This is a genomic window from Nocardioides sp. CFH 31398 (genome assembly GCF_022436705.1).
GTDB lineage: Bacteria > Actinomycetota > Actinomycetes > Propionibacteriales > Nocardioidaceae > Nocardioides.
Genome location: NZ_JAKUHT010000013.1, coordinates 115,555 through 133,286, shown reverse-complemented (window position 1 = coordinate 133,286; position 17,732 = coordinate 115,555). Strand labels below are relative to the sequence as shown.

General features: G+C 72.8%; 19 protein-coding genes. 9 read left to right on the top strand and 10 right to left on the bottom strand.

Annotated features, from left to right (window positions below):
• Positions 1-3 precede the first annotated feature (3 nt).
• The 3 genes from MJ876_RS13180 to gcvT all read right to left on the bottom strand — a co-directional run bounded on the left by MJ876_RS13180 (position 4) and on the right by gcvT (position 2,373).
• Entirely contained in the window at positions 4-807 is an 804-nt protein-coding gene (locus MJ876_RS13180) for a thymidylate synthase (protein WP_240236760.1), read from the bottom strand.
• A 128-nt stretch (positions 808-935) separates the two neighbouring features.
• Positions 936-1,193: a hypothetical protein gene (locus MJ876_RS13175; protein ID WP_240236759.1), complete on the bottom strand. Its 258-nt coding sequence runs from the start codon at positions 1,191-1,193 to the stop codon at positions 936-938.
• A 52-nt stretch (positions 1,194-1,245) separates the two neighbouring features.
• Complete coding sequence (gcvT, locus tag MJ876_RS13170) at positions 1,246-2,373, bottom strand: glycine cleavage system aminomethyltransferase GcvT (protein ID WP_240236758.1); 1,128 nt, start codon at positions 2,371-2,373, stop codon at positions 1,246-1,248.
• A 45-nt stretch (positions 2,374-2,418) separates the two neighbouring features.
• Here gcvT and MJ876_RS13165 point away from each other — a divergent pair, with 45 nt between their 5' ends.
• On the top strand, positions 2,419-3,972 hold the full coding sequence (locus MJ876_RS13165; protein ID WP_240236757.1) for a leucyl aminopeptidase: 1,554 nt from the start codon (positions 2,419-2,421) through the stop codon (positions 3,970-3,972).
• 85 nt (positions 3,973-4,057) lie between these two features.
• Here MJ876_RS13165 and MJ876_RS13160 read toward each other — a convergent pair whose 3' ends face one another.
• Positions 4,058-4,450, bottom strand: coding sequence for a hypothetical protein (locus tag MJ876_RS13160; RefSeq protein WP_240236756.1), 393 nt, complete (start codon positions 4,448-4,450; stop codon positions 4,058-4,060).
• A gap of 121 nt (positions 4,451-4,571) precedes the next feature.
• Here MJ876_RS13160 and lpdA point away from each other — a divergent pair, with 121 nt between their 5' ends.
• The 3 genes from lpdA to MJ876_RS13145 are packed head-to-tail and all read left to right on the top strand — an operon-like array spanning position 4,572 to position 8,943.
• Positions 4,572-5,963 (top strand): dihydrolipoyl dehydrogenase, encoded by a 1,392-nt coding sequence (gene lpdA / locus MJ876_RS13155; RefSeq protein WP_240236755.1) that lies wholly within the window; start codon positions 4,572-4,574, stop codon positions 5,961-5,963.
• Positions 5,964-5,990: 27 nt separating this feature from the next.
• Positions 5,991-8,015, top strand: coding sequence for a 2-oxoglutarate dehydrogenase, E2 component, dihydrolipoamide succinyltransferase (gene sucB, locus MJ876_RS13150; protein ID WP_240236754.1), 2,025 nt, complete (start codon positions 5,991-5,993; stop codon positions 8,013-8,015).
• Between the two features lie 37 nt (positions 8,016-8,052).
• Positions 8,053-8,943 (top strand): TIGR01777 family oxidoreductase, encoded by an 891-nt coding sequence (locus MJ876_RS13145; protein ID WP_240236753.1) that lies wholly within the window; start codon positions 8,053-8,055, stop codon positions 8,941-8,943.
• A 58-nt stretch (positions 8,944-9,001) separates the two neighbouring features.
• Here the strand turns inward: MJ876_RS13145 and MJ876_RS13140 are convergent, their stop codons facing one another.
• Both MJ876_RS13140 and MJ876_RS13135 read right to left on the bottom strand, forming a co-directional pair.
• Positions 9,002-9,628: a PH domain-containing protein gene (locus MJ876_RS13140; RefSeq protein ID WP_240236752.1), complete on the bottom strand. Its 627-nt coding sequence runs from the start codon at positions 9,626-9,628 to the stop codon at positions 9,002-9,004.
• Between the two features lie 87 nt (positions 9,629-9,715).
• Positions 9,716-10,279, bottom strand: a complete 564-nt coding sequence (locus MJ876_RS13135) for a hypothetical protein (protein ID WP_240236751.1) — start codon at positions 10,277-10,279, stop codon at positions 9,716-9,718.
• 150 nt (positions 10,280-10,429) lie between these two features.
• On the opposite strand from MJ876_RS13135, the gene lipB reads away from it, so the two are divergent.
• From lipB to MJ876_RS13115, 4 genes are all read left to right on the top strand, one after another.
• Entirely contained in the window at positions 10,430-11,173 is a 744-nt protein-coding gene (lipB, locus tag MJ876_RS13130) for a lipoyl(octanoyl) transferase LipB (RefSeq protein WP_240236750.1), read from the top strand.
• A gap of 168 nt (positions 11,174-11,341) precedes the next feature.
• Positions 11,342-12,268 (top strand): lipoyl synthase, encoded by a 927-nt coding sequence (lipA, locus tag MJ876_RS13125; RefSeq protein ID WP_275694958.1) that lies wholly within the window; start codon positions 11,342-11,344, stop codon positions 12,266-12,268.
• 24 nt (positions 12,269-12,292) lie between these two features.
• On the top strand, positions 12,293-13,039 hold the full coding sequence (locus MJ876_RS13120; RefSeq protein ID WP_240236748.1) for a DUF4191 domain-containing protein: 747 nt from the start codon (positions 12,293-12,295) through the stop codon (positions 13,037-13,039).
• Positions 13,040-13,175: 136 nt separating this feature from the next.
• Positions 13,176-13,400, top strand: coding sequence for a hypothetical protein (locus MJ876_RS13115; RefSeq protein ID WP_240236747.1), 225 nt, complete (start codon positions 13,176-13,178; stop codon positions 13,398-13,400).
• A 79-nt stretch (positions 13,401-13,479) separates the two neighbouring features.
• On the opposite strand, the gene MJ876_RS13110 is transcribed toward MJ876_RS13115, so the two are convergent.
• The 4 genes from MJ876_RS13110 to MJ876_RS13095 form a co-directional block, all read right to left on the bottom strand.
• Entirely contained in the window at positions 13,480-13,905 is a 426-nt protein-coding gene (locus tag MJ876_RS13110; RefSeq protein ID WP_240236746.1) for a hypothetical protein, read from the bottom strand.
• 181 nt (positions 13,906-14,086) lie between these two features.
• Positions 14,087-14,836, bottom strand: coding sequence for a hypothetical protein (locus tag MJ876_RS13105; RefSeq protein WP_240236745.1), 750 nt, complete (start codon positions 14,834-14,836; stop codon positions 14,087-14,089).
• Position 14,837: 1 nt separating this feature from the next.
• Positions 14,838-15,521, bottom strand: a complete 684-nt coding sequence (locus MJ876_RS13100; protein ID WP_240236744.1) for a SatD family protein — start codon at positions 15,519-15,521, stop codon at positions 14,838-14,840.
• Between the two features lie 38 nt (positions 15,522-15,559).
• On the bottom strand, positions 15,560-15,988 hold the full coding sequence (locus tag MJ876_RS13095) for an RDD family protein (RefSeq protein WP_240236743.1): 429 nt from the start codon (positions 15,986-15,988) through the stop codon (positions 15,560-15,562).
• A gap of 171 nt (positions 15,989-16,159) precedes the next feature.
• On the opposite strand from MJ876_RS13095, the gene glnA reads away from it, so the two are divergent.
• Positions 16,160-17,590, top strand: coding sequence for a type I glutamate--ammonia ligase (glnA, locus tag MJ876_RS13090; RefSeq protein WP_240236742.1), 1,431 nt, complete (start codon positions 16,160-16,162; stop codon positions 17,588-17,590).
• Positions 17,591-17,732: the final 142 nt, after the last annotated feature.

The following is a 17,732-nucleotide window of genomic DNA, read 5'->3' as shown; positions in this document are numbered from 1 at the left end:
GCCTCAGACGGCAATGGGGGCCTTGATGCCGGGGTGGGGGTCGTAGCCCTCGACCGCGACGTGCTCGAGGTCGAACGCGTCGAGCTGGGTGACGCTCGGGTCGAGCCACAGGGTCGGCAGCGGGCGCGGCTCGCGGGTGAGCTGCAGGCGGGCCTGGTCCAGGTGGTTCGAGTAGAGGTGCGCGTCGCCGAGGGTGTGCACGAAGTCCCCCACGCCGAGGCCGGTGACCTGGGCGACCATGTGGGTCAGCAGGGCGTAGCTGGCGATGTTGAAGGGGACGCCGAGGAACACGTCCGCGCTGCGCTGGTAGAGCTGGCAGCTCAGCCGGCCCCCGTCGGTGGGGTCGACGTAGAACTGGAACATCGTGTGGCACGGCGCGAGCGCCATCCGCGGGACGTCCGCCACGTTCCACGCCGACACCACGTGGCGGCGCGAGTCGGGGTCCGAGCGGATCGCCTCCACGACCTGGGCGAGCTGGTCGACGTGCCCGCCGTCCGGGGTGGGCCAGGAGCGCCACTGCGCGCCGTACACCGGCCCGAGGTCGCCGTCGGCGTCCGCCCACTCGTCCCAGATGGTCACGCCGCGGTCCTGAAGCCACTTCACGTTGGTGTCGCCGCGCAAGAACCACAGCAGCTCCGCGAACACCGAGCGCGTGTGCACCTTCTTCGTGGTGACCAGCGGGAACCCCTCCCGCAGGTCGAACCGCATCTGGTGCCCGAACACGCTCCGCGTGCCGGTGCCCGTCCGGTCCGCCTTCTCGACGCCGTGGGTCAGGACGTGGTCGAGGAGGTCGAGGTACGCGCGCACGCGGCCAATCTAGACCTCGCCGCGGACACCCGCCGCCGGCCGCACCGGCGGGCTCGGACGCCGCGGGCGGTCGAGGTCTCGACAGGCTCGACCGGCGGTGGCCCGGACCGGCGCGGAGCCGCGGCGCGTCAGGCGCGCAGCGACATCGGCCCGTAGACGCGGCGGTCGAGCTCGAAGAGCGTGACCTGCTCGACGCCCTCGTCGGCGAGCAGCCGCCAGACCTCGCCCACCCACGACTCGGCGTCGCCCTGGTTGGGGAAGCGGGCGTCGGCGTGGGCCTCGCCCACGCGGACCTCGGCGCCGGCGGCGTCCTCGAGGCGCCACCACCAGGGCCGCTCCGCCGGGGTGGGCGGACGGAACGTCGGCGGCTGGTCGGGCAGGCTCATGCCCGCAGGCTACGCGCGGCCGCCGACAGCGAGCGGGAGGACGGCGGAGGCGTCAGGACCGCACCGACGTGTCGAGGAACGGCGGCCGGACGACCTCGAACGGCTGCGGGCGGCCGCGGACGTCGACCTCGACGACGGCGCCGTCCTCGATGCCCCTGCCGGTCGCCAGGTAGGCGAGGCCGACGCCCGTCCTCAGCGTCGGCGAGAAGGTGCCCGAGGTCAGCTCCCCCACCGGCTCGCCCTGGAACGTCACCGTCATGCCCGGGCGCGGGATCCCCCGGCCGGTCGCGCGCAGCCCGCGCAGCGAGCGGGCGGCGCCGGCCTCGCGCTCGGCGCGGAGGACGGTGTCGCCCCAGAACGACGGCTTGTCCCAGCCCACCGCCCACCGCATCCGGGCCTGCACCGGCGTCGTGTCGAGCGAGAGGTCCTGGCCGTGGAGCGGGTAGCCCATCTCGGTGCGCAGCGTGTCGCGGGCGCCGAGCCCGGCGGGGGTCAGGCCGTGGGGCTCACCGGCCTCGACCAGCGCGTCCCACAGGGCGCCCGCGGAGGCGGCCGGGGCGACCAGCTCGTAGCCGTGCTCGCCGGTGTAGCCGGTGCGGCACACCACCAGGTCCGCCGAGCCGCCGGGCACGGGCGCCTCCAGGAAGCTCATGTAGTCGTGTCCGGTGGGCAGCCCGAGCGCGTCGAGGACGGCGGCGGACGCCGGCCCCTGGACGGCGAGCACCGCGTGGTCGGTGTGCTCGTCGTCGACGCGGACGCCGTCGGGCGCCTCGGCGACCAGGCGGCGTACGACCTCGGCGGCGTTGGCGGCGTTCGGCATCAGCAGCAGGCGCTCGTCGGAGTGCAGGTAGACGATCAGGTCGTCCACGACGCCGCCCGTCGCGGGGTCGCAGCACAGCGTGTACTGGGCCTGGCCGGGACTGATCCGCCGGAGGTCGTTGCTCAGCGTCGCGTTCACGTACGCCGCCGCGCCGGGCCCCGTGACCTGCACCGTCCCGAGGTGGCTGACGTCGAACAGCCCGACCCTCTCGCGGACCGCGGTGTGCTCGGCGACGACGCCCGTGGCGTACTCCAGCGGCATCTCCCAGCCACCGAAGGCGGCGAGCTTCGCACCGAGCGCGGCGTGCCGGTCGGCGAGGGGCGAGGGCTGCAGGGGCGAGGCGGCGGTCGTGTCGTCCACAGGCGGCGACGCTAGCGCAGGCCGACGTTGTCTACGCTCGTACGGATGACCACGTACGCCCTGCGCAAGGCCAGCCCCGCCAGCACCCGCGCCGACGCGGTGGTGGTGGGGGTCCTCCCCACCGACTCCGGGCCGCGCCTGCACCCCGCGGGCGATGCCGTCGGCGAGGCGTGGGGCCGCCGGCTCCAGCCGCTGCTGGCGACGCTGGGCGTGACCGGCGAGGCCGGTGAGGTCCACCAGGTGCCGACCGCCGGGACGATCACCTCGCCCCTGCTCGTGCTCGTCGGGCTGGGCTCCGCGGACGCCCCGTCGAAGGGCGGCAGGAAGCGCCGCGGGTCGCTGCCGACCAGCGTGGGGCACGACGCCGTACGCCGGGCCGCCGGCGTCGCCGCCCGCAGCATCCCCAACGCCGCCTCGGTCGCGCTGGCGCTGCCGGCCGACGAGCCCGCGCTGGTGCGCGCCGTCCTCGAGGGGTGGATCCTCGGCGGCTACACGTTCGACCGCTACCGCAGCGAGGCGAAGGCCTCCGACCGCCGTCCCGGCGAGGTCGTGATCCTCACCGACGGCGCACGGCGCAAGGAGACCGTGGTCGCCTTCGAGGAGGCCGAGCTGCTCGCGGGGGCCGTCGCCGCCGCCCGCGACTGGGTGAACACCCCGGCCGGCGACCTGACCCCGCCGCAGTTCGTCGAGGCCCTCACCGAGGCCCACGGCACGCTGACGAAGGGTCGGGGCGCCCCGAAGGTCGGCCTGCGCGTCATCGAGGAGGACGAGCTCGCCGAGCTGGGCTGCGGCGGCATCCTCGGGGTCGGCAAGGGCTCCGCCGCCCCGCCGCGCCTGGTCGAGCTGACCTACGAGCCGAAGGGCGCGACCAGGCACCTCGCCCTGGTGGGCAAGGGCATCACGTTCGACTCCGGCGGCCTGTCCATCAAGCCCGCGGCGTCGATGGCGACGATGAAGCTCGACATGGCCGGCGCCGCCGCCGTCACCCACGCGACCTTCGCGATCGCCGCGCTCGGCCTGCCGGTGCGCGTCTCCACCTTCGTGCCGCTCGCCGAGAACATGGTCTCCGGCACCTCCACCCGCCCCGGCGACGTGCTGACGATGTACCGCGGCAAGACCGTCGAGGTCTCCAACACCGACGCCGAGGGACGCCTGATCCTGGGCGACGCGCTCGGCCGGGCGGTGGAGGCCGGGCCCGACGCGATCGTGGACGTCGCCACCCTCACCGGGGCGATGGTCATGGCGCTGGGCGAGCGGGTCACCGGCGTCCTCGGCACGGACGACGTGGTCCAGCAGGTCCTCGACGCCGCCGGCGCCGCCGGCGAGGCGTCCTGGGGCATGCCGATCCCGGAGGAGATGACCGACCGGGTGAGGTCCAGCAAGATCGCCGACCTGGCCCAGGCGGACGGCGTCCGCTGGGGCGGCGGCCTGTTCGCCGCGGCCTTCCTGCGCGAGTTCACCGACGGCCTGCCGTGGGCGCACCTCGACATCGCCGGGCCGTCGTTCAACACCGGCGACGCCTGGGGCCACGTCACCGCCGGCGGCACCGGCACCGCCGTGGCGACCCTCGTGGACCTGGCGCGCGCCTACGCGGAGTAGCCCCGTCGACCCGTCGCGGTCCCGACGACGCGCGCTCGCTGCGCCGGCGTGCCGCACGACCACCCGACGCCCGAGGGGGCCGGGCTCAGCCCTCCAGCAGCCGCTTGCGCTCGGCCTTCTCGGCCGCGCGCTTGCGCGAGTTGTAGTCGCGCATGCGCTGCGGGATGCCGACCAGGCCGGCGTCGTAGCTCGGCACCTGGTGCTTGTTGCAGAAGGAGTGCGCCCACTGCACCGACGGGACGCGGCGTCGCGTCCACTCGCCGTCGTGGGCCACCAGCAGCAGGGTCACGTCGCTGACCGCGGTGCGGGGCTCGACGAACCCCTCCACGCCGCGGCGTGCGGTCACGAACTCCCGCAGATGCTTCTCGTCCTCGTGGTCCGAGGCGCGCACGGTGGTCGAACCGGTGCGGGCCGTCTCCCCGCCGGGACGGCGCATCCGGGTGCCGCCTCCGCGGCGGAACCGGTCGAACAGGGCCATACCTCCATTGTGCCAACTCGCTGTGCACCCGGTGTCCCCTCGACCCCCATGGGTGGTTGGATGGTCGCGCCGTGACGCCACCTCCGTCACCGGCACCGCGACGACGGGGAGGCGAGGCGCAGTGACGCAGGACAGCGCGGGCACGCACGCCGACGTGCTGGTGCTCGGAGCCGGGTCTGGTGGCTACGCGTGCGCACTCCGCGCGGCACAGCTCGGCCTCCGCGTCATCCTCGTCGAGAAGGACAAGGTCGGCGGCACCTGCCTGCACGTCGGCTGCATCCCGACCAAGGCGCTGCTGCACGCCGCCGAGGTCGCGGACGCCGCGCGCCACGCGGAGTCCGTCGGCGTGCGCGCCACGCTCGACGGCATCGACATGCCCGCGGTGAACGCCTACCGCGACAAGGTCGTGGGCCGCCTCTACAAGGGCCTGACCGGCCTGGTGAGGGGTCGCGGCATCACCGTCGTCGAGGGCGCCGGCCGCGTCACCGGGCCGGGCACCGTCGAGGTCGACGGGACGACGTACACCGGCGAGCACCTCGTGCTCGCCACCGGCTCCTACGCCCGCTCCCTGCCCGGCATCACCCCGGACGGCGACCGCGTGCTGCTCAGCGACCACGCCCTGGCCCTCTCCGAGGTGCCCGAGTCGGTCGTCGTGCTGGGCGGCGGGGTCATCGGCTGCGAGTTCGCCTCCGTGTGGGCGAGCTTCGGCGCCCGGGTGACCATCGTCGAGGCGCTGCCGCGGCTGGTCCCCGGCGAGGACGAGGCGTCGTCCAAGGCCCTCGAGCGCGCGTTCAGGAAGCGCGGGATCACCGTCCGCACCGGCACGGCGTACGAGAGCCTCAAGGTCGGCGAGGGCAGCGTCGCGCTGACCGTCACGGGCGGCGAGGTCGTCGAGGCCGAGCGGATCCTCGTCGCCGTCGGACGCGGTCCCGCCACCGAGGGCGTCGGGCTCGAGAACCTCGGCGTCACCGTCGACCGCGGGTTCGTGCTCGCCGACGAACGGTGCCGCACCGGGGTCGAGCGGACGTACGCCGTCGGCGACATCGTGCCCGGCCTGCAGCTCGCGCACCGCGGGTTCGCGCAGGGCATCTTCGTCGCGGAGGACATCGCCGGGCTCGAGCCCGAGCCGGTGGACGAGTCCGCGATCCCCCGCGTGACCTACAGCCACCCCGAGGTCGCCTCGGTCGGCTTCGACGAGGCGTCCGCCGTGACGGCGTACGGCGAGGACGCCGTCGAGACCGTCACCTACGACCTGGGCGGGAACGGGAAGTCCCAGATCCTGGGTACCTCCGGCTTCGTGAAGCTCATCCGCCGCACGGACGGTCCCGTCGTGGGGATCCACATGGTCGGCGAGCGCGTGGGCGAGCTCGTCGGCGAGGCCCAGGTCATCTACGGCTGGGAGGCTCACCCCGAGGACGTCACGCCGCTCGTCCACGCCCACCCCACGCAGCACGAAGCACTCGGTGAGGCCCACCTGGCCCTCGCCGGCAAGCCGCTCCACGCTCACGCCTGACCGAACACCTGCGAAGGAAGAAGCCTCATGGCCACCGAAGTCACCCTCCCGGCCCTCGGCGAGTCCGTCACCGAAGGCACCGTCACCCGTTGGCTGAAGTCGGTCGGTGACGAGGTCGCCGTCGACGAGCCCCTGCTCGAGGTCTCGACCGACAAGGTCGACACCGAGATCCCCTCGCCGGTCGCGGGCACGCTGCTCGAGATCAAGGCCGAGGAGGACGAGACCGTCGAGGTGGGCGCCGTCCTCGCGACCGTGGGCGAGGAAGGCGAGGGCTCCGGCTCGGCCGACGACGGGGCGAACGACACGGCCACCCCGGAGGCGCAGCCCGCCGACGAGGACGAGGCCGCGAAGAAGGCCGAGCAGGAGGAGCAGATCGCCGAGGAGAAGGGCGGCGAGCTGCCCGACGGCGACGTGACCCCGGAGAAGGAGAAGCAGGACGACACGCAGGCCCCGGCCGCGGAGTCCGGCGACTCCTCGCAGGCCTCCGGTGGCTCCGGTGGCTCCGGGGGCTCCGGGGGCTCCGGCGGTGGGTCCGACGACGCGACCGCGGTGACGCTGCCCGCGCTGGGCGAGTCGGTCACCGAGGGCACCGTGACCCGCTGGCTGAAGTCGGTCGGTGACGAGGTCGCCGTCGACGAGCCGCTGCTCGAGGTCTCGACCGACAAGGTCGACACCGAGATCCCCTCCCCCGTCGCCGGCACCCTGCTGGAGATCAAGGTCCAGGAGGACGAGACCGTCGAGGTCGGCGCCGAGCTCGCGCTCGTCGGCTCCGGCGAGGGCGGCACCGCGACCCCCGAGGCGCAGCCGAAGGACGAGGACGAGGCCGAGAAGAAGGCCGAGCAGGAGCAGGAGATCGCCGAGGAGAAGGGCGAGCTGCCCGCCGGCGACGAGACCCCCGAGTCGGAGAAGTCCGACTCCCCCGCGGGCGACTCCGGCTCCGACGCCGGCTCCGAGGAGCAGGGCGCCGCCGCCGAGACGAACGCCGAGGAGCCCGCTGCCGAGAAGGCGCCGGCCCCGACCAAGGAGGACGCCGCCCCGGCCGCGTCGTCCACCACCTCGAGCTCGTCGTCCTCGTCGTCCTCGTCGGGCGGCAGCGCCGGCGACGGCGCGGGCTACGTGACGCCGCTCGTGCGCAAGCTCGCCGCGCAGCACGACGTCGACCTGTCCAGCATCACCGGCAGCGGCGTCGGCGGTCGGATCCGCAAGCAGGACGTCCTCGACGCGGCCAAGGCCCGCGAGTCCGCGGCGGCCGAGGCCCCGGCGCAGTCCGCTCCCGCGGCGTCGTCCGCCCCGGCCGCCTCCGCCGCGGCGCCGTCCGCCCCCGCGGTGGACCCGTCGCCGCTGCGCGGGACGACCGAGTCGATGTCGCGCCTGCGCAAGGTCATCGCCACCCGCATGGTCGACTCGCTGCAGACGTCGGCGCAGCTGACCCAGGTCATGGAGGTCGACGTCACCAACGTCGCCCGCCTGCGCGACGCGAAGAAGGCCGAGTTCCAGGCCCGCGAGGGCGTCAAGCTCACCTACCTGCCGTTCTTCGCCAAGGCCGCGATCGACACCCTCAAGCAGCACCCGAAGCTGAACGCGACGATCGACGCCGAGAAGGGCGAGGTCGCCTACCACGACCGCGAGAACGTCGCCTTCGCCGTGGACACCGAGAAGGGCCTGCTGACCCCGGTCGTCAAGGACGCGGGCGACCTGTCGATCGCCGGGCTGTCGAAGAAGATCGCCGACGTCGCCGAGCGCACCCGCACCAACAAGATCGGCCCGGACGACCTGTCCGGCGGCACCTTCACGATCACGAACCTCGGCAGCTTCGGGGCCCTGTTCGACACCCCGATCATCAACCAGCCGCAGGTCGCGATCCTCGGCCCCGGCGCCGTCGTGAAGCGGCCCGTGGTCATCGACGACCCGAATCTGGGCGAGACCATCGCGGTGCGCCACATGGTCTACCTGGCGCTGACCTACGACCACCGCCTCGTGGACGGCGCCGACGCCGGTCGCTTCCTCCGCGAGGTCAAGCAGCGTCTCGAGGCCGGACAGTTCGAGGTCTGAGACCCGTCAAACCCGTCCACCCTGGAGGGCTGAGGTCATGAAGGTCGTCGTCGCAGGATCCTCCGGGTTCCTCGGCAGCCACCTGGTACGCCGCCTGCGCGAGCGCGGGCACGAGGTCACCCGCCTCGTGCGCCGCGCGAGCGAGGGGCCGGACGAGTCCACGTGGGACCCGGAGGGCGGGGCGCTGGACCGCACGCTGGTCGGTGGCGCCGACGTGGTGGTGAACCTCGCCGGCTCGCCCACCGCGGGCAACCCGCACTCGAAGGCGTGGGCCCGGGAGCTGCGGGAGACCCGCGTGCGGACGACGAGCCTGCTCGCCGGGGTCGTCGCGGACGCCGAGCGCAAGCCCGCGTTCCTCGCCGGCAACGGGATCTCCTACTACGGCGACCACGGCGCGGAGCCGCTGTCGGAGAGCGCCGACAGCCGCGGCGACGCGCTGCTGACGTCGGTGACCCGGGAGTGGCAGGCGGCCGCCGACCCGGCCGCCGAGGCCGGCGCCCGGGTGTGCGTCCTGCGCACCGCGCCGGTCATGGACCGCCGCGCCGCGCCGCTGAAGATGCTGCTGCCTCTGTTCAAGGCGGGCCTCGGCGCCCGCCTGGGCGACGGCAGCCAGTACATGCCGATGATCTCCTGCCGCGACTGGGTCGCCGCGACCGTGCACGCCGCGGAGCACGAGACCCTCAGCGGTCCGCTGAACCTGGTGTGCCCGGACGTCCCGACGAACGCCGAGTTCACGCAGGCGTTGGCGTCGGCGGTCCGCCGCCGTGCGTTCTTCGCGGCGCCGGCTTTCGTCCTCGACAAGGCGGCGGGGGCGATGGGCCCCGAGCTGCTGGGCTCGGTCCGCGCGCGCCCGGTCGCGCTCGAGGGGTCGGGCTTCACCTTCCGCGACGCCGACGTCCGCGACGTCATCGCGACCGGCCTGCGCTGACACAAGCCGACACCGATGGCCGCGACCGGATCGAGATGCGGGTTTGAGTTGGTTGGCGCTAGAGCCTGCCAAGCAGTTCGGTCTTCTTCTCGGTGAATTCCTGTTCCGTGAGGATCCCCGCCTGATGCAGCTCACCGAGCGTACGGATCTGGTCGAAGACTCGCGCGGCGTCGTCGCCTGGTACGGCGGGTGTAGGCGCCTTGGCGCCGGGCTGAATCGACGGGTTGTTTGACGGCACGTCCCTTGCCGCGAATGCCTGCGGAGGCATGGGGCCGGTCATGGGCGGTGCCTGATGAAGGCTGCCAGCGCTGATACGAGCGCGAACTGCATCCACGATGTTCTTGCCGTCCGACTTACTCACGTTCTTGATTTCCGACTTGTTCCCAGAGACGAACACAGTAACCGTGCCCATGAGCATGCCGGTTTGCCACTGGATCGAGCTGATCTTGTCGAAGGGAAAATCCTCAGACAGCTTCGCTGTGAACCCATCCTTCAGGAACAACAAACGTCTGTCCGTCATGACCAAGATCCCCATGCCCGGGCCGTAGGTGCCTGAGGCCAACGCAAACACCGACTCACCGTGCCAGAGGTGTTCGGGCAGTCGTTTGATCTCGCGCTTCGCCCCGATCTTCGTCTCCATCTTCGCCATGGCGGCGGCAACGTCGGGGCGCAGTTCTTCGCTCATGATCGATGACCCTATGCAAACAAAGGCAGTCTGTCGCTCTAGGCGGGTATCCCATGGTCGACGCCCGATGAGGCGAGAGGCTCGGCCTCACCGGACAGACGTGAGCAGCCAGTCGCCGTCGACGAGCCGCCAGGTCATGCGGTGGGTGGTGGCGGCGTCGACGGGCAGCGCCTCGCTCGTCTGGCCGTCGGTCACCGCGCCGCCCACCACCCGGTCGGTGACGGCGAGGACCCGTCGTACGGGGGTGGCCCGGCGGACCTCCGCCGACAGCACCTGCGTGCGCAGCCCCTCGACGCGGAGCCCGCGCTCGGCGTACCGGGTCAGCATGGCGACGTCCGCCGCCCCCGCCGCCGACCCGGGCGCGTAGAGCCGCTCCAGGGCCGCCGGGTCCCCCTCCGCCCAGGCCCGGGAGCGGGCCTCGTCGAAGGCGCGGAGCATGTCCAGGCCGTCGGGGCCCCGCGGCACGTCGAGGGGGTCCTCCGGTGACGCCACCGGGGCGTCGGCGGAGGCGTAGCGCGGCACCGCCTCGGACGTCGAGCTGCTGACGACGCCGGTGACGACGACGGCCGCGGCGACCAGCACCGCCGAGGCGAGGACGGCGAGCAGCGCCACGACGGGTGGTCCGGTGCGGCGACGGGCGGCGTGTCTCACGTCGTCCACCCTCACCCGCCGGGCGTCGGCGCGCATCCGGTCATCCACAGGCCAGGCGGGCCCCGGGGGTCACCGCTGGTCGAGGTGTGAGGCGCCCCGGCGCCGAGCCTCGGGGCCCGGTGACCCACCTCCGGGGCTAACCTCGACGACGTGGATCTCGACGTGCAGGTGCTGGGGCTGGGCGACGACGCGGTGGACTACCGCGAGGCCTGGGAGCGCCAGCGCGAGGTCCACGCGGAGGTCGCCTCCGGCCAGCGTCGGCCGACGCTGCTGCTGCTCGAGCACCCGCCGACCTTCACCGCGGGTCGTCGTACACGCCCCGAGGACCACCCCCTCGACCCCGCCGGCGCCCCCGTCATCGACGTCGACCGCGGCGGCACCATCACCTTCCACGGCCCCGGGCAGCTGGTGGGCTACCCGATCGTGGCGCTGCCCGAGCACGTGCGGGTCGTGGACTACGTCCGCCGCGTCGAGGAGGCCCTCATCGGTGTGTGCGCCGAGCTCGGGGTCGAGACCGCCCGGGTGCCCGGCCGCAGCGGGGTCTGGCTGAGGGCGGACGAGCCGGGGCGCGGGCTGCGTCCCGAGCGCAAGGTCGCCGCCCTCGGCATCCGCGTCTCGAGGGGCGTGACGATGCACGGGTTCTCCCTCAACTGCGACGTCGACCTCGGCTGGTTCGACCGGTTCACGCCCTGCAGCATCGACGACGCCGGGGTCACCTCCCTGAGCGTCGAGCTCGGTCGCCGGGTGACGACGACCGACGTGCTGCCGCTCGTCGAGCGCCACGTCCGGGACCTCCTCGCCTGGGCGCCGTACGCCGCGACACCGGACTACGAGCCCCGCCCGGACCCGGCGAAGCGCGGCCCGCGCGTGGAGGTGCTGCGCCCCGGCGCGTGAGCCGGCTTGGGGGTGCCCCGGACGACGGGGCAGGCCGCCGCTGGGCGCCGGCGTCCACCTGGGCGTGCTCCTGACGCTCCTGGCCGCGGCGGCCGTCGCCGCGAGTCGGGCCCTCCGACCCGTGCGGCGTAGGCTGCCGGGGTGACCATCGCACCCGACGGACGCAAGATGCTGCGCCTCGAGGTCCGCAACAGCGAGACCCCGATCGAGCGCAAGCCCGAGTGGATCAAGACCCGCGCGAAGATGGGCCCGGAGTACCGCAAGCTCCAGGACCTGGTGAAGGGCGAGGGCCTGCACACCGTGTGCCAGGAGGCCGGCTGCCCCAACATCTTCGAGTGCTGGGAGGACCGCGAGGCCACGTTCCTCATCGGTGGCGACCAGTGCACGCGGCGGTGCGACTTCTGCCAGATCGACACCGGCAAGCCGCAGCCGCTCGACCGTGACGAGCCCCGCCGCGTCGCGGAGTCGGTGCAGAAGATGGACCTGCGCTACGCCACCATCACCGGCGTCGCCCGTGACGACCTGGAGGACGGCGGCGCCTGGCTGTACGCCGAGACCGTGCGCGCCATCCACGAGCTCAACCCGGACACCGGTGTCGAGAACCTCATCCCCGACTTCAACGGCAAGCCCGACCTGCTGCGCGAGGTCTTCGAGTCGCGCCCCGAGGTGCTCGCCCACAACGTCGAGACGGTGCCGCGGATCTTCAAGCGGATCCGCCCAGCGTTCCGCTACGAGCGGTCGCTCGACGTGATCACGCAGGCCCGCGACTTCGGCCTGGTCACCAAGTCGAACCTCATCCTCGGCATGGGCGAGACCCGCGACGAGGTCAGCCAGGCGCTGCGCGACCTGCACGAGGCCGGCTGCGAGCTGATCACGATCACCCAGTACCTGCGCCCCTCCGTGCGCCACCACCCCGTCGAGCGGTGGGTGAAGCCGGAGGAGTTCGTCGAGCTGAAGGACGAGGCCGACCAGATCGGGTTCTCCGGCGTGATGAGCGGCCCGCTGGTGCGTTCGTCGTACCGGGCCGGGCGGCTGTACCGTCAGGCGATGGACGCGCGGGCCACCGCCTCCGAGATCACCACGGCGACCGCCTGACGCAGGAAGAGGCACAGCACCACGATGTCGAGCACCACCGGGCAGACCCGCGCCGAGAAGCGCGCCGCGAAGAAGGCGGCCAAGGCGGAGGGGGGCGGCGGCCGCCTCTCCCAGATCCGCGACACCTATGCGATGACGAAGCGGGCCGACCCGAAGATCGGCCTGATCCTCGCGCTCAGCTTCGTCGTCGGCGCGCTCGTCGGCTTCGGGATCTTCTTCTTCATCCCCGGCCCCAGCCTGCTGTTCGCCATCCCCGGCGCGATCCTCTTCGGCCTGCTGGCCACGGTCATCGTCTTCGGACGGCGTGCCCAGGCGTCGGCGTACTCGCAGATGGAGGGCCAGAAGGGCGCCGCCGCGGCCGCGCTCACGATGCTCAAGCGCGGCTGGAAGACCGACCCCGCCGTCGGCTTCAACAAGCAGCAGGACGTCGTCCACCGCGTCATCGGCCCGCCCGGCATCGTCCTGGTCGGCGAGGGTGACAGCCAGGCCCGCCTGCGCACGCTGATGGTCTCTGAGCGCAAGAAGCACGAGCGCGTGCTCGGCGACGTCCCCGTCCACGAGGTCATCTGCGGCCGCAACGACGGCGAGGTGCCGCTGCCGAAGCTCGTGAAGCACATCCGCAGGATGGACAAGCAGGTCAAGCCCGCCGAGCTGACCGACGTCCGCGCGCGCATCAAGGCCGTCGACGCCCGCCGCGGCACCGTCCCGCTGCCCAAGGGCCCGGTCCCGACGAACATGAAGGGGATGCGCCAGAACATGCGCGGCCGCTGACCCTCCCGTCCAGGGAGGTCGAGAACCCAGCGAGCCCCGGCGAGCGACCCTCGAGCACGAGGTGGTCGAGCAGGGAGCGAGCCCTGGCGAGCGACCGCGTCGAGACCGCCGACCCGGGCTCGGAGTGGAGGCGCCGGTGCTGACGATCCTGCTCGTGTACGTCGCGGGCTTCGTCCTGACGTGCGTCGCCGTCGCCGCTCTCGCCCGCCGGTACGAACCGCTGGGTCGCGGCCGCGTCCTGATCTTCGCCGGACTCTGGCCTCTCGTCCTCGCCGGGCTCCTCCTCACCGGCGCCGTCTTCGCGCCGATCGAGCTCGCAGCGCGCCGGCGGCGCCGTCGCGACGAGGGCTCCGGGCGCTGACCGGCACGTCGCGCCGCTCGAGGAGTCTGGAGCGCAGCGTCGGGCCTCGACCACCGGGGCCGCGGGTCGACGGACAGCCTCACGCGCCGCCGGTCGAGCTCGTCGAGACCGTGCCCGCCCGCACCGACGCACCACGCGCCCGCCGCGACGCCGCCGCAGCGAGGACGACGAGCACGGCGCCCATCACCCACAGGTTGACCTCGCCGGCGACCCAGGACGTCGAGGGGACGACGGCCCGGCCGACGACGTCGCCGACCGCGGCGGCCACCGCCGCCACGGCCAGGCAGCCGAGGACCAGTCCGGCGCGAGCGGGCAGGCCACGCCCGGCGCCCAGGGCCAGACCCGCGGCGACCGCGGCGACGACGGCCGCGAGCAGGCCGGGGTAGAAGAGGACGCCGGCGGCGGTGCCGTACGGCTCACCCGTCACGGCGATGGCGACGGACTTCAGGGCGAAGAGGGCGACGGCGGTCAGCGCGGCCACCAGCGGGAGCTGTCGGAGGGTCATGGTGGTCATGCTCGATCGCTCTCCGCGCCGTCGTCGTCACCCGCGGGAGTGATACGGGCGCTGACTCGGGTCGCCGGGTTTCGAGGCTCGCCCGCTCGTTCCTCGCGGGCTCGCACCTCAACCGACGGCGGACCTCGCGGGCTCGCACCTCAACCGACGGCGGACCTGGCGGGCTCGCACCTCAACCGACGGCGCCGGCGACGAGCGCCAACGACCCCAGCGCCAGCGACCAGCTGACGAAGGAGCCGACGAGGAAGTACTCGGTGAGCTGGTGGACCTGCGCCTGCTCGGTGGGTGACTGCAGCTCCGGCCAGCGCAGGAGGCCCTTGGCCGCGATGACGATGCTCGCCGCCGTCACCTGGCCCGCGAGGCCGAGGCCGAGGATCAGCAGCCGCTCCATCGGACCCAGCAGCCGCCCACCCTTCAGCGCCTGCGAGGGCCGGCTGGCGGAGTCGATGATCTCGGGGGCGGCCGTGCGGGTGGCGGCGAGCACCAGCCGGACGGCGAGGTTGCCGGTCGCGAGCTGGACACCGACCAGCGCGACGACGAGCAGCAGCCGGTCGGGGTCCGCGGCGGCGACGGACCAGGGCAGCTCCCGCGCCCACGTCGCGAAGGGGCCGCCGGCCGCCGGGGCGAGCGGTGAGGCGAGGAGCGCCAGCACGACTCCCCCGCCCAGCGTCGACAGCGCCAGCAGGGCGGCGAGCGGGGTCCCGGCGGGCGTGGTGGCCAGCCGCACGAGCAGGCTCCAGCCGACGACGACGGCGCCCGCGAGCAGCAGGACGCCGACGTCGGTCGGCCCGGCGCCGACCAGGGCCCCCGCGACCAGCACGGTCAGCGCACCGACGATCTCGGGCACCACCGGCTGCGACCAGCGGCCACGGACGAGGTCGACCACGGCGACCCCGAGCAGCAGCAGCGCCAGCCACGTCACGTCAGACCCCCTCCAGCAGGTGCTCGGCGGCCACCAGGGCGGTGATGCCGTCGCGGCGTACCCGCTGGGAGACCGCCGACGCCGAGATCTGCTCGGACTCCGCCAGCTCCAGCTGCGACCGCCCCTCGAGGACGCCGAGCAACAGCCTGCACGAGCGCACCGACATCGCGCCGACGACCTGGTCGCGACAGATCAGCAGCGACTCGACGAGGGAGGCGTCCGGCCCGCCGCCCGTCGCGGGGTCGGCCCGGTACGACGTCCGCCGGTGCCGCAGGCCCGCCCTGCCCGCCTCGGCCTCGACGCCGGTGAGGGCGTCGCGGGCGACCCACCACGCGGTGCCGTCCTCGATCCCCCGCTCGGCGTCCACCACGGTCACGTCGCCGCGGCCGAGCCCGAACCGGACGTCGCAGCCCGGCTCCCCCACCAGCAGGGCCATCCGCAGCCACAGGGTGGTGCGCAGCGCCTGACCGAGGGAGGCGAAGGCGCCCTGGAACTCGTCGCCGACGGTGACCCTCAGGGGCGTCGCCGGGCCGAACCGCTCGTTGGCCTCGGCGAGCACGTCCACGACCCGCCGGTGCAGCGCGGCGCGGTCGGACGACGTCCGCGACGCCACCAGGTCGGCGATGACGGCGATCGTCGCCCCGCTGCCCGCGGGCGCTGATGAAGCCTGAGGCTGCACATCCATCTGATGAAGGTATCATCTTCACCAGAGTCAGATGAAGGTCAGACCTTCACCAGCTTGACCGTCCGGGTGCCGGCGGCCAGGTCGTGCAGACCACGGCCGTCCTCCTTGAACACGAGCGGAGGGATCACCAGCGCGACGAGCACCTGCCGCAGGAGCAGCCGCATCGGGTTCACCGCCGACCGGATCGTCGCGCCGGGCCCCGCGGGGATGGTCCGCAGGCCCGTGACGAGCTTGCCGAACGAGCCGCCCGCCAGTGCGGTGAACAGGGACGACTCGACGACGAAGACACCCAGCGTGATCAGGCCCGGGGTCTGCTCCCCGCTGCCGTAGTAGCCGTCGAACCCGACGAAGGCGACGACGACCAGCGTCGAGGCGATCCAGTCGACGAGCAGCGCGCCCATCCGCCGCGCCCAGCTGGCGTACGTCGGGTCGCTCGTCCCGGTCACGTCGGCGGCCTGCTCGCTCACGCCTCCACGCTAGCCAGCGCCCCCCGGGAGGACCACGCGGACGAGCCGCCGTCGGCCGTGAGACCTGTTACACGCAGGAAACAATCGGGATACGGTCAAGAAATCGCCCGTCCCTAGGTTGGGTGGCACCCCGCAGTACACGTACGGCCGTCCGCGGCCCCAGGAGGATGAATGTTCGAGTCCAGCGAGGACCTGCTGAAGTACATCAAGGACGAGGGCGTCGAGATGGTCGACGTCCGCTTCTGCGACCTGCCCGGTGTGATGCAGCACTTCACGGTGCCGGTCTCCTCCTTCGACCAGTCGGTCTTCGACGACGGCCTCGGCTTCGACGGGTCCTCGATCCGCGGGTTCCAGGCCATCAACGAGTCGGACATGTCGCTGTTCCCCGACCCGACCACCGCGTACATCGACCCGTTCCGGAAGTCGAAGACGCTGAACGTCAACTTCTTCATCCACGACCCGATCACCGGTGAGGCCTACTCCCGCGACCCGCGCAACATTGCGCGCAAGGCGCTGGCCTACCTGTCGAGCACGGGCATCGGCGACACGGCGTACTTCGCGCCCGAGGCCGAGTTCTACATCTTCGACTCGGTCCGCTACTCGACCGACGTCAACGCCGGCTACTACCACATCGACTCCGTCGAGGGCTGGTGGAACTCGGGCAGCGAGGGCCAGGGCGGGGAGGCCAACCTGGGGTACAAGACCCGCCTGAAGGGCGGCTACTTCCCCGTCGAGCCCTACGACCACTACTCCGACCTCCGTGCGGACATGGTCAAGAACCTCGAGGCCTGCGGCCTGCAGGTCGAGCGCGCCCACCACGAGGTCGGCACCGCCGGGCAGGCGGAGATCAACTACAAGTTCGACACCCTGCTCAAGGCCGCCGACGACGTGATGAAGTTCAAGTACCTCATCAAGAACACCGCCTGGCAGGCCGGCAAGTCCGTCACCTTCATGCCCAAGCCGATCTTCGGCGACAACGGCTCCGGCATGCACGTGCACCAGTCGATCTGGAACGAGGGCGAGCCCCTGTTCTACGACGAGTCCGGGTACGGCGGCCTCTCCGACACCGCGCGCTGGTACATCGGCGGCATCCTCAAGCACGCCCCGTCGCTGCTGGCGTTCACCAACCCCTCGGTGAACTCCTACCACCGCCTGGTGCCGGGCTTCGAGGCCCCGATCTCGCTGGTCTACTCCTCGCGCAACCGCTCCGCGTCGGTCCGCATCCCGATCACGGGCGCGAACCCGAAGGCCAAGCGCATCGAGACCCGCTTCCCCGACCCCTCGGCCAACCCCTACCTCGCCTTCTCGGCGCTGCTGCTGGCCGGCCTGGACGGGATCAAGAACAAGACCGAGCCCGCCGCGCCGATTGACAAGGACATCTACGAGCTGCCGCCGGACGAGATGGCCGAGATCGACCAGGTGCCGACGTCGCTGAACGCCGTCCTCGACGCGCTCGAGGCCGACTACAGCTACCTCACCGCCGGCAACGTCTTCACCCCCGACCTGGTGGAGACCTGGATCGACTACAAGCGCTCCGAGGAGATCGCCCCCGTGCAGCTGCGCCCGCACCCGCACGAGTTCGAGCTCTACTACGACATCTGAGAACCACGCTGGTCGCGTCGCACCACGCTGGTCGAGCTCGTCGAGACCCGAACCGCCGGTCCCCGCTCTCGCGGGGGCCGGCGGTTTCGTCGTCCGGGGCCGTGCTCCCGTCCGGCCCGGACGGGGCCGGGCACACGACAGG

Bases quoted from the DNA above. Each gene is read 5' to 3' on its own strand.
- MJ876_RS13175 (WP_240236759.1), bottom strand. From the start codon at position 1,193: ATGAGCCTGCCCGACCAGCCGCCGACGTTCCGTCCGCCCACCCCGGCG.
- MJ876_RS13165 (WP_240236757.1), top strand. From the start codon at position 2,419: ATGACCACGTACGCCCTGCGCAAGGCCAGCCCCGCCAGCACCCGCGCC.
- MJ876_RS13160 (WP_240236756.1), bottom strand. From the start codon at position 4,450: ATGGCCCTGTTCGACCGGTTCCGCCGCGGAGGCGGCACCCGGATGCGC.
- sucB (WP_240236754.1), top strand. From the start codon at position 5,991: ATGGCCACCGAAGTCACCCTCCCGGCCCTCGGCGAGTCCGTCACCGAA.
- MJ876_RS13145 (WP_240236753.1), top strand. From the start codon at position 8,053: ATGAAGGTCGTCGTCGCAGGATCCTCCGGGTTCCTCGGCAGCCACCTG.
- MJ876_RS13140 (WP_240236752.1), bottom strand. From the start codon at position 9,628: ATGAGCGAAGAACTGCGCCCCGACGTTGCCGCCGCCATGGCGAAGATG.
- lipA (WP_275694958.1), top strand. From the start codon at position 11,342: ATGCTGCGCCTCGAGGTCCGCAACAGCGAGACCCCGATCGAGCGCAAG.
- MJ876_RS13120 (WP_240236748.1), top strand. From the start codon at position 12,293: ATGTCGAGCACCACCGGGCAGACCCGCGCCGAGAAGCGCGCCGCGAAG.
- MJ876_RS13110 (WP_240236746.1), bottom strand. From the start codon at position 13,905: ATGACCCTCCGACAGCTCCCGCTGGTGGCCGCGCTGACCGCCGTCGCC.
- MJ876_RS13100 (WP_240236744.1), bottom strand. From the start codon at position 15,521: ATGGATGTGCAGCCTCAGGCTTCATCAGCGCCCGCGGGCAGCGGGGCG.
- glnA (WP_240236742.1), top strand. From the start codon at position 16,160: ATGTTCGAGTCCAGCGAGGACCTGCTGAAGTACATCAAGGACGAGGGC.